Origin of the sequence: Psychroserpens sp. NJDZ02 (assembly GCF_004843725.1) — a bacterium.
Taxonomy (GTDB): domain Bacteria; phylum Bacteroidota; class Bacteroidia; order Flavobacteriales; family Flavobacteriaceae; genus Olleya.
The window spans coordinates 2747685-2759724 of record NZ_CP039451.1 but is presented as its reverse complement, the minus strand read 5'-3'; the positions used below and the strand labels follow the sequence as shown (position 1 = coordinate 2759724).

At 33.6% G+C, this 12040-nt stretch carries 10 protein-coding genes; all 10 read left to right on the top strand.

All coding sequences use genetic code 11. The annotated features are described in order from the left end of the window. Positions 1–3: 3 nt before the first annotated feature. The 10 genes from E9099_RS12080 (at position 4) to lepB (ending at position 11968) form a co-directional block, all read left to right on the top strand. Positions 4–693, top strand: a complete 690-nt coding sequence (locus E9099_RS12080; protein WP_136583824.1) for a hypothetical protein — start codon at positions 4–6, stop codon at positions 691–693. Then, positions 693–2816 carry a methylmalonyl-CoA mutase gene (gene scpA / locus E9099_RS12075; RefSeq protein ID WP_136583823.1) on the top strand — a complete coding sequence of 708 codons (2124 nt, stop codon included), beginning with the start codon at positions 693–695 and terminating at the stop codon, positions 2814–2816. The genes E9099_RS12080 and scpA overlap by 1 nt, the downstream gene beginning before the upstream one ends. A 268-nt stretch (positions 2817–3084) precedes the next feature. Beyond that, positions 3085–3945 carry a phospholipase A gene (locus E9099_RS12070; protein WP_240788891.1) on the top strand — a complete coding sequence of 287 codons (861 nt, stop codon included), beginning with the start codon at positions 3085–3087 and terminating at the stop codon, positions 3943–3945. A gap of 119 nt (positions 3946–4064) precedes the next feature. Continuing rightward, a complete protein-coding gene (locus E9099_RS12065; protein WP_136583822.1) occupies positions 4065–4580 on the top strand; it encodes a hypothetical protein in 516 nt (171 codons plus the stop codon). Between the two features lie 285 nt (positions 4581–4865). Beyond that, complete coding sequence (locus E9099_RS12060; RefSeq protein ID WP_136583821.1) at positions 4866–6827, top strand: right-handed parallel beta-helix repeat-containing protein; 1962 nt, start codon at positions 4866–4868, stop codon at positions 6825–6827. 357 nt (positions 6828–7184) lie between these two features. Beyond that, on the top strand, positions 7185–7949 hold the full coding sequence (locus E9099_RS12055; RefSeq protein WP_136583820.1) for a ParA family protein: 765 nt from the start codon (positions 7185–7187) through the stop codon (positions 7947–7949). A 3-nt stretch (positions 7950–7952) separates the two neighbouring features. Further along, positions 7953–8867, top strand: a complete 915-nt coding sequence (locus E9099_RS12050; RefSeq protein WP_136583819.1) for a ParB/RepB/Spo0J family partition protein — start codon at positions 7953–7955, stop codon at positions 8865–8867. Next, positions 8857–9504, top strand: coding sequence for a DUF5683 domain-containing protein (locus E9099_RS12045; protein WP_136583818.1), 648 nt, complete (start codon positions 8857–8859; stop codon positions 9502–9504). Before E9099_RS12050 ends, E9099_RS12045 begins: the two co-directional genes overlap by 11 nt. Before the next feature lie 7 nt (positions 9505–9511). Next, a complete protein-coding gene (gene dapB, locus E9099_RS12040) occupies positions 9512–10213 on the top strand; it encodes a 4-hydroxy-tetrahydrodipicolinate reductase (protein WP_136583817.1) in 702 nt (233 codons plus the stop codon). Positions 10214–10276: 63 nt separating this feature from the next. Further along, the gene (gene lepB, locus E9099_RS12035; protein WP_136583816.1) at positions 10277–11968 is read left to right on the top strand and encodes a signal peptidase I; all 1692 of its coding nucleotides are present in this window, start codon (positions 10277–10279) and stop codon (positions 11966–11968) included. Positions 11969–12040 lie beyond the last annotated feature (72 nt).

Genomic DNA, 12040 nt, shown 5'->3' with positions numbered 1-12040 from the left:
ACTATGAACACACGTATTTTTAAAATTGCATTAGTAGTCAGTATAGCTTTAAATTTAAGCTGTAAAAAAAGTGAAGCAAAATTATCAGAATTTAAATACGCAGATCAACCCAATGCTGTAGATTGTAAGTCAGGTTATGATGATTTACTAAAAGAAGCTTTGTACGCTTTTGAAAGTGATATTTTAAATAAATATGACCAAAAAGGTCAAAATAAATTAAGAGCTTACAGAGCATACATCAGTAGTTTCATTTCTAATAGAACAGAGCTTGAAAAAACAGTAACACCACATACCAAGGCTGTTTTTGATATCTTGAAATCAAAAACAGAACTATGGGACGACAATCATTTAAATTACAATAGTGCTGTTGTTAAATGTATCTCAGACAACATAGAAGATAATGGCCTTAAACAAACTTTAAACGCACTAATAACAACTAACAGTATGCGTTCTGAATTGTTTGCATCACCTTTAAGCAGCAATACATCATATGCTAGAGATACTAATTTAGCAACCTTTGTCGCTTTAGATTTATACTATTCAAAACTTAATGCTGTAGATTTTACTAATTTAGATTTAACTGCAAACATCGCTAAAGCACAACCTATAGACTTTAATAAAAAGCCTACAGCGACTCCTATTCAGAAAAAAGTGCCAAATACAGCAGTTGATCACACAGGACACAATCACTAATGGCTAGAAAAGACCTTCAACATATAACCTTAAAATCTGCAATTAGTAGCGATAAGCAACAGGCTATCACCTCTTTTTTAACTGCGGAAGATATTACTGTCAAATCAGTATACACTAAAGCCGATTTAAAACAAGTCGAGCATCTTGATTTTGTAGCTGGGTTAGCTCCCAACCTTCGAGGTCCTTATTCGACCATGTATGTTAGAAGACCTTGGACTATTAGACAATATGCAGGTTTTAGTACTGCCGAAGAAAGTAATGCCTTTTATAGACGTAATCTAGAAGCGGGACAAAAAGGACTATCTGTGGCTTTTGATTTAGCAACACATAGAGGTTATGATTCAGATCACGAACGTGTCGTTGGTGATGTTGGAAAAGCCGGTGTAGCGATAGATTCGGTTGAAGATATGAAAGTCTTATTTGACCAAATCCCATTAGATAAAATGTCAGTTTCCATGACCATGAATGGTGCTGTATTACCAATTATGGCATTTTATATTGTGGCAGCAGAAGAACAAGGTGTTAAACCTGAATTATTAGCAGGAACGATACAAAACGATATTTTAAAGGAGTTTATGGTGCGTAACACCTACATCTACCCTCCTACACCATCAATGAAAATTATTTCGGATATTTTTGAATACACCAGCAAGAATATGCCTAAATTTAATAGTATTAGTATCTCTGGTTACCACATGCAAGAAGCAGGAGCAACTTGTGATATTGAGCTAGCCTACACGCTAGCCGATGGATTAGAATATATCCGTAAAGGCTTGGCTGCCGGTATGGACATCGATACTTTTGCTCCTAGATTATCCTTTTTCTGGGCTATTGGTATGAATCATTTTATGGAAATTGCCAAAATGCGTGCGGCACGTATGTTATGGGCCAAATTGGTTAGCCAGTTTAATCCTAAGAACACTAAAAGTTTAGCCTTACGTACACATTGCCAAACTAGTGGATGGAGTCTAACGGAACAAGACCCGTTTAATAATGTGGCCCGTACAACTATTGAAGCCACTGCTGCTGCTTTTGGAGGAACACAAAGTTTACACACCAATGCTTTAGACGAAGCTATTGCTTTACCAACAGATTTTTCTGCTCGAATTGCTAGAAACACACAAATATATTTACAAGAAGAAACCAATATCACTAAAACAGTTGACCCTTGGGCAGGTAGTTATTATGTCGAAAAACTAACGCAAGATATTACCGAAAAAGCATGGTCTTTAATTGAAGAAGTTGAAGAACTAGGAGGAATGACTAAAGCTATTGAGGCTGGCATCCCTAAATTACGTATCGAGGAAGCTGCCGCTAGAAAACAAGCACGTATAGATTCTGGTCAAGATATTATTGTCGGCGTTAACAAATACGTCTTAGACGAAGAAGATGCTATTGCAACCCTAGAAGTAGATAATCAAACTGTACGTTTGCAGCAGATTGAAGGTTTAGAAAAAATTAAAGCCGAAAGAAATACCGTTAAAGTAAATCAAGCTTTAGATAATTTAACGAAAGCGGCTAAAACAGGTGAAGACAATTTATTAGCTTTAGCAGTAGTCGCTGCAAAAGAAAGAGCAACTTTAGGAGAAATTAGTGACGCATTAGAAGCTGTTTTTGGACGTTATAAAGCACAAATTAAATCCTTTTCTGGCGTGTATAGTAAAGAAATCAAAGATGACAAATCTTTTGCAAAAGCAAAAGAACTAGCAGATCAATTTGCAGAACAAGATGGACGTAGACCCCGTATAATGATTGCTAAAATGGGACAAGACGGTCACGATCGCGGTGCCAAAGTAGTTGCTACAGGTTATGCTGATGTTGGTTTTGACGTGGATATTGGGCCCCTATTTCAAACTCCGCATGAAGCTGCAAAACAAGCGGTTGAAAATGATGTTCATATTTTAGGAGTTTCTTCATTAGCTGCAGGGCATAAAACATTAGTACCACAAGTTATTGAAGAGCTAAAAAAATATGGTCGTGAAGATATAATGGTTGTTGTTGGTGGTGTTATCCCGAAACAAGACTACCAATATCTATTTGATGCTGGCGCTGTTGCTGTTTTTGGTCCTGGAACAAAGATTAGTGAAGCTGCGATTAAAATATTAGAGATATTGATTGATTAATAAACAGTGGAATTACACGTTTTTTTTAGTCTTAAGTGTTTTATTTGTTTATAATGTTTAAATAAATATCATCCTATGATTTCTTTTATCCAGTAGGTCTGACAATCGATAATAATTAAAATAAAACCCCATTAACTTAATCCTTTAAATAGTCCACAATTCAATTTATAGAATGGCTAAAAGCATTGAGTAATCACTAAACCATTAACTAAAATCGTTTATTAAACACTTTAATAGGTTGTTTAATGACCAAATAAAATAGCACGACATGTATTATATCAAGTATCCTATGCCAAAAGTCGTAATTATAAGTCTTTTACTTATACTGCTATTTTCAAATAAGACCTACTCCCAGGCTTACACCAAGCAAGAGTTACAGGACTCGATAGCGAAGATGCCCTATTTTTCAACTCATAAAGACAATTATTTTATTTCAGGGGTACCTGCCAACAAGGATATTAATAGCACTACTGCGGATGCCAAATATCAAATCAGTTTCAAGCAAATCCTGACCAGAAGTCGCTTACCATGGGACACTTACATCTATTTAACCTACACCCAAAAATCCTTTTGGAATATATATGAAGAATCTCTTCCGTTTAAGGATATCAATTTTAATCCATCTTTAGCTGTAGGAAAGTTTATTTATGACAAAGAAGAGCGATTAAAAGGTGTAGTGACATTTTCTTTAGAACACGAATCCAACGGAAGAGACAGTATTTACTCAAGAAGTTGGAATCGTTTAAGTTTAGAATACACCACAAATCTCTCTAAAAAAACTATGGCTAGCTTTAAAGCCTGGTTACCTTATAGTTATAAAGAAGGAAATCCTGATCTTCTAGAATACGTAGGTATCGGCCAAATTAAGGTGTCTCATACGGCAATACCAGATAAATTAATATTTGATCTTAGACTAAGAAAAGGACTCAATTTAGACAGCAAAGGTTCTTTCCGAACACGCGTTTATTACAATCCTTTTAGTAATAACATTTCTAACCAATATTTAATGTTAGAGTGGTATGTTGGCCAGGCAGAAGGTTTGCTTAACTACAAAAGACAGGAAAATATGATACGCTTTGGATATGTAATAAGGACTAACGAGTTTAAATGGTTTAGAGGTAAAAAATAACTCCTTTAAAATCAGATAAAACACTATTATTTAATTACTAAATTGTTATCAAGCCCGCTGACAGCTGGTATTTTATTACCTTAATCTACCGGTATAATATAAAAAGCATATAATTATTTATGAAACAACTTCTTGCAATCCATATATTTTTAATATCAATTATATCATACTCGCAAACTAATCCAATTAGCAATCTCTTACCTTCAAAAGAATTAGATAGTATTCAATTTTCTATTTGGGACATACAGACTAAAGACATGTCTAGCCCAAACAGCAAAGACAAAGAATATGAAAAAAAATTAGCAACCGTTACCCTATCCAACAAAGACAAAGACTTACTGATTACTAATCTACTAAACCCAAAATCTTATAATCAAAAAAGAGCTTTATTATACCATTATAATTTAATTTTTGATTTGTACAAAAACGATGCTATTTCTGCAATAGTCAAAATATCAACCTTAACAGGAAACATCACTATTGACAACAAAATAACTGGTCAATATTCAAAAAACAATTGCACTGTACAATTTGGCAAAGTGTTATTATCCCTGTTAAAAGAATACAACTTTTCTGATTACCTCAATACGTCAGACTTAATTGGAATATCAGACAACACAAATGATAAACATTAATAAAATAGCAGAAGTCACTAGAAAAATAAACCCCATTTATTAAACCACTACCCATAAACCCTAAATAGTTTATTGATACCGTAATTGATAAATAGCAACAAATTACACTAAAACCTATAGTTTATTGTTTCCGATGTTTCAACCAACGTTATTCCCAAACTTTTTGACAGATAAATTACCAAAATACCGATTATTATTACACAGGTAAATATAAAGTTGAAATTGTCATTTTTTTCACTTAAATTCGTTCGGCGACAAAAAACCACATTTAATCGAGCAAAACAAATGAGTAAAAAAACTACAATTTTCAACAAAAAACTTAACACTTTAATCTACACTACCCTCCTACTAACTAGTATACAGTCTTTTGCCGGAGACACTATTTATGTAGACAATCAATTATCATCAGACTGCGTCGGCAACTACTCAATTTCGAACCGAAATTGTTCGGGTTCTGACGGGGATGCATACAACACTTTTGAAGAAGCAACAGCAGCTGCTTATCCTGGTGACACAGTTGTTATTCGTGAAGGAATTTTTAACTCTCAATTAAAACCCTCCCGTTCTGGAACAGCATCAGAACCAATTACTTATAAAAACTTTAATTACGAAGAAGTATTAATTACGGGTGTCACACTTTCCCCTGCTATTTTAATTTATGAAGTTGATTATATAACTATTGATGGATTAAAAATAGAAAATGTTAGACGTTGGCTAAATGCACTAGGATCAAACAACCTTATCTTAAAAAACAATACTTTTAGAGATGCTGTCGATGGAGGAGGTAGTTCTAAAACTGGGTTGTTTTTTCAAGAATCTGATCATAATAGGATTACACACAATACCATTGACAACTCGACTCAAGATAACATTGGATTGATTCAATCAAATTATAATTTAATTGATAACAATACAATAACCAATGCAGAACACGTTTTGTGGACTATTAAATGTAGTAATTATAATGTCATTCGTGAAAATTATTTTTATAATGCTTTACAAAAAATAGGAGAAGTTTATGATTGTGCTAATGTAGGACATGGTGATACTCCTTATCTAAAAATCACATCGCTTGATGATACAAAGCATAATGTCATAGAACAAAATATTTTTGCTTTCACAACTTCTCCTATTAATGCCTCTCCTTATTCAGGTATTCAATATGCAGGGCAAAACGGTATTATTAGAAATAATATATTTTATGAGTGTCAAGGCCCGCCAATATCATTAACACTATATTCTTCCGAAGCAACTTTCAACTATGGAAACAGAATTTACAATAATAATTTCTACAATAATGAATTTGGTGGAATCAATATCTCTGGATCGACTAATCATACTTTTTATGATCAAGAAATAAAAAACAACATACTGTTTAAGAATCAATTTATACAAAGAGACACACGCTATTCTTGGTATACTGATCTTGACACTAAGCCTGTCCAAATTTTTACGGGTAGAATCACCGATGTTGTTATAGACAATAATAATATATTCAATTCTCAAATTGATGAATTGTACACGATTGCTTACGGAAACCGTGATTCTTCGTCCAATCCTGATCCAAAATCATTAACCTGGTGGGAAACTAATCATCCTCAATTATTTTTAAACAGCCTTCAAGCAAATCCTAACTTTGTAGATGCTTCGGCTTACGATTTTCATTTATCTCAAGACAGTCCAATGATAGATGCTGGTGGTTTTCTTACTAATACACCTTCAGCAGGAAGTGGAACAACAATGGTCGTCGCGGATGCCTCTTATTTTACTGATGGTTTTGGTATCGCTGCTTATTACGGAGACACGATCCAACTAAAAGGCCAAACTACAAGCGCTATTATTACCAATGTAAATTACACCACTAATACACTAACACTAAACACGCCTTTAACATGGACAGCAGGTCAGGAGTTAAGCAAATCATATGAAGGATTAGCTCCAGACGTTGGTGCTTTTGAATCTGGAGATAATACTTTAAGTAATACCGATTTCGAAAATGAAAAATCTGCAATTAAAGTTTATCCTAACCCAACGACCTCTTCAATTACGATAGAATTGAAGAGTAGTGAATCCAACGTCATAACTAATTTATCAATTGTAAACCTATTAGGCGCTACAATCTATAATAGCACCATAAACAACAAAAGGATTGTACCATTTAACATGAAAGACTTACCTAGTGGTGTCTACTTTTTAAAAATAAATACGAGCCATAAACAAGTAATAAAAAGAATATTAAAAAACTAAAACAGCCTAACAACCGGAATACTCACCCATAATATATTAACTGTGGGTATTCCGATTGACTAAAATGACTTTATTACTTTTTTTCTAAGAAAAAATAATTAAAACTAAAGAAAAAAAGCAAGGCCATTGTGTTAAATTAAAAGCTAAGCGCTCTTAAAACTAGCTTATCGCATGACCAAAACACAAAAAGAAAAACCCTAAATCAGCACTAGAAATCAGCACGCTATTTAATTACACTCTCCATTTCATCTAATGTTAACAACTATCATTTTATTTACTCATAAATAATTGTATTTTTACGGTGGACTTTTAGCTTTAGTTAAAAGCTAAATTTTCAATAAAAACCAAATTAAATTAATGGGTAAAATAATAGCAATTGCCAATCAAAAAGGTGGTGTTGGTAAAACAACAACCTCTGTTAACTTAGCAGCTTCACTAGGTGTTTTAGAAAAAAAAGTACTTTTAATTGATGCTGACCCACAAGCTAATGCAACCTCAGGTTTAGGAATAGATGTAGAGTCTGTAGAGATAGGAACCTACCAATTACTAGAGCATACCAATAGCGCTAGACAGGCTGTATTAAAAACAAATACGCCTAATTTAGACATTATCCCTTCGCATATCGATTTAGTAGCTATTGAGATAGAACTTGTAGACAAAGAAGAGCGCGAGTATATGCTAAAAAAGGCATTACAAGACATTAAAGACGATTACGACTTTATATTAATAGACTGCGCACCATCTTTGGGCTTACTAACCCTTAACGCTTTAACGGCTGCAGATGCCGTAATTATACCAATCCAATGCGAATACTTTGCGTTAGAAGGTCTTGGTAAATTATTGAATACCGTAAAAAGTGTCCAAAAAATACACAACCCAGATTTAGATATTGAAGGTTTATTATTAACGATGTACGATTCGCGTTTACGCCTATCTAATCAAGTCGTAGAAGAAGTACAAAAACACTTTAACGACATGGTTTTTTCAACCATTATACAACGTAACGTCAAACTTAGTGAAGCACCAAGTTATGGAGAAAGCATTATAAATTATGATGCCTCTAGTAAAGGTGCCAGCAATTATTTAAGTTTAGCAAAAGAAATTATTACAAAAAACTCCTAATTTATGGCGAAGGCAGTAAAAAAACAGGCTTTAGGACGTGGACTTTCAGCACTATTGAAAGACCCAGAAAATGACATACAATCTGCAAAAGATAAAAATGCAGATAAAGTAATTGGTAATATTGTCGAATTAGATTTGGATTCTATTGAAATGAATCCCTTTCAACCTCGTACTAATTTTAATGAAGAAACGCTGCGTGAATTAGCATCTTCTATTAAAGAACTAGGTGTTATACAACCAATTACAGTACGGAAATTAGGTTTTGAAGATTACCAATTAGTCTCTGGAGAACGTCGTTTTCGTGCTTCAAAATCAATCGGATTAAAAACAATTCCTGCATACATCAGGATTGCAAATGACCAAGAAAGTCTTGAAATGGCTTTGGTGGAAAATATCCAACGTCAAGATTTAGACCCAATAGAAATTGCAATGTCATACCAACGTTTAATTGACGAAATTCAATTAACGCAAGAACAAATGAGCGAGCGTGTTGGAAAAAAACGCAGTACTATTGCTAACTATTTACGTTTATTAAAATTAGATCCAATCATCCAAACAGGGATGCGTGATGGCTTTTTATCTATGGGTCACGGTCGAGCTCTTATTACTATTGAAGATCAAAATATACAGCTAGAAATTTACGAAACTATTTTAACGGAAAAATTATCCGTTAGAGATACTGAAACTTTAGTACGTAACTACAACACGACCAAAGAAGTTGTAGTACCTGTTAAAAAAGAAAAGCAAACTGAAGAACTGCCAATATATGTTAAAAAAGGCGTTAGTGCTTTTTCAGAATACTTTGGACATAAAATCGACGTTAAAGTAGCTAGTAATGGTAAAGGAAAAATCACTATTCCTTTTCATTCTGAAGAAGATTTTAACCGTATAAAAAAACTAGTAGAAGGTGGTCAATAAGTCCTATTTTATTTGTTTAGTCTTTTGTTTATTTTGTGCACTATCCTTTGCTCAAGACGACTCTACTGCAACACCAGCAGATAGTACTGATCAATCTGAAGAGCTCCCAAAAGTCTTAAAACAAAAGAAAAAAAAGAAAGCTGACAAACCAATTATAATAGACACTGATGTTTTAAAAAAAACAAGACCGTATGATCCATTAGCACCATCTAAAGCGTCATTTTACTCAGCGATTTTACCCGGTTTAGGTCAAGCTTATAACGGTAAATACTGGAAAATACCAATCGTTTATATTGCATTAGGGACTGGAGTGTATTTTTATGTTGATAACAACAAACAATACAATCGGGCAAGAGATGCTTACAAAAGACGTTTAGCAGGCTATTCTGATGACGAGTTTCAGGGCCGATTAACGGATGACGCATTACGCTCGGCACAAACAAGTTACAGAAGAAACAAAGAGTTATCCTTACTAGTTACAATAGGATTTTATGCTTTAAATATTCTTGATGCCAATGTTGACGCGCATTTACTACAGTACAACATCAGTGACGACTTAAGTTTAAGACCAAATTATAGAATTGAAGAATTTGATAATGAAGGACGTGTTGGACTATCTTTAAATTTCCAATTTTAAAATACGCATGAAAATCGCTTTACTAGGCTATGGTAAAATGGGTAAAGCAATAGAGACTATTGCTTTACAACGTGGACACACCATAGTTATTAAAACATCACGAGACACAAACTACAATATAAAAGAGGCAGACGTCGCTATAGATTTCAGCGTACCAACAGCTGCTTTTAATAATATTAGCAACTGTATCAATAATCAAGTTCCTGTAATATCAGGTACTACAGGTTGGTTAGATAAATATGACGACATGGTTTCGCTTTGCGCAAAACAAAAAGGTGCTTTTATATATGCCTCCAATTTTAGCTTAGGCGTCAATATTTTTTTTGAACTCAACGAAACTTTAGCCAAAATGATGGCTAAGCTTAATGACTATAAGCTTGATATTGAAGAAATACATCACACCCAAAAGTTAGATGCACCAAGTGGTACAGCAATTACATTGGCAGAAGGTATTATCAAAAATAACACAAAGTATCAAGATTGGCAATTAGATACTGCTCCAGACAATAGTATTCCTATTATAGCTAAACGTATTCCCGAAGTTCCTGGAACACATGTTATACGCTACACAAGTCCTATTGACACTATTACAATCGAGCACGAAGCACATAACAGAGAAGGTTTTGCGTTAGGAGCTGTCATCGCAGCAGAATGGTTAGTAGGAAAAACAGGGGTATTTACTATGAAAGATGTGTTAAATATTGGGTAACTTTAATAAATTTAACAACATTTGCAACTATCACATAATTAATAGACAATAATTATTACAAATATGGACATTACACAGTGGATTATCTTTTTCTTAGTTATTCAAGTTTTACATGGATTAGCCACGTGGAAATTATATAAAAAAGCAGACCGACAAGCATGGGAAGCTTTTATACCTGTCTACAATGCTGTAATATTAATGAAGATTATTAATAGACCTTGGTGGTGGACGATCCTATTATTTTTACCTATTGTAAATCTTATTTTATTACCTGTTATTTGGGTTGAGATTGCCAGAAGTTATGGCAAAAACTCTGCTATCGATACTTTTCTAGCCATATTTACTTTAGGTTTTTATAGCTTTTATTTAAACTATGTTGCAACAGATATAAACCATATTAAAGAGAGAGACCTACAACCAAGAACAGAATTAGGAGATTGGGTAAGTTCTATTTTATTTGCTGTTGTCGCTGCCACTATAGTCCACACGTATTTTATACAGCCTTTTCTTATCCCAACCTCTTCCTTAGAAAAGACATTGTTAGTTGGTGATTTTTTATTAGTTAGTAAAGTACATTATGGTGCAAGAGCGCCACAAACGACTGTAGCCATACCGATGATACACGATGCCCTTCCTGGCACTACGACACCTTCCTATTTAAAATTCCCACAATTACCTAAATTTAGACTTCCTGCTTTTCAAAGTATCAAACGTAATGATATTGTTGTATTTAACTGGCCGGTAGATACGTTAGTGGTTATTAATAACCCTTACGGAGAAGTACGTCATAAGCCAATTGATAAAAAAACAAACTACGTAAAACGTTGTGTTGGTCTACCAGGTGATACATTATCTATAAAAGATGGATACGTTTATATCGATGGTGTTAAAAATCAACTTCCAGACAGAGCAAAGCTTCAGTTTTTTTATAAAGTAATATTAAAAAATACGACACCAGAAGCTTTATACCAAAAATATAAAATTACAGAAAAACAAGAACGTTACGTTTTTAAAACAAGTGCTTCAAATTTTAACAAAGCAGAGTTTCAAAACTATTTAAAAGTAAAAAAGATTGACGTTTCTGTAACAAAACAAGACTCTTTAGAAGTTAATTTTCTTGCTAATTTAGATCAGAAGTCTTTCGATTTATTAAAATTAGATATGGCCGAAACAGCCTTGTATGTTAATTTAACAGAAGATTTAGCATCAATAATGAAAAGTGATCCAGAGGTATTAAGCGTTACTAAAGATTTATCTTCTAGCACAACAGAAAATATTTTCCCTAATGCACCAGGTTACACTTGGAACAGAGACTTTTTTGGACCGATTTATATTCCGCAAGCTGGTAAAACCATCGCTTTAAATTTAGAAACCTTACCTATTTACAAACGTGTATTGACTGCTTATGAAGGTAATACACTTAAGGTTAACGGAAATCAAATTTTAATCAATGATAAAGTTGTAGACTCTTACACATTTAAACAAGACTACTACTGGATGATGGGAGACAACAGACATAACTCTCAAGATGCTAGAATGTGGGGGTTTGTTCCGTTTGACCACGTCGTTGGAAAACCTGTATTTGTATGGATGAGTTGGGATGCCAATGGCAAAGGAATTAATAAAATACGATGGAATAGACTATTTACCACCGTTGGAGGTGATGGAAAATTAACGTCTTACTTTATTCCATTTTTAGTGCTTCTAGGATTAATTTTTGGATATAATAAATATAGAAAACGTAAGAACGCTTAAAATACAATTTAGCATTACTGCGAAACTACAGTCTTATAAAGACTATATTTAAATTGTAAATAAATGAATAAC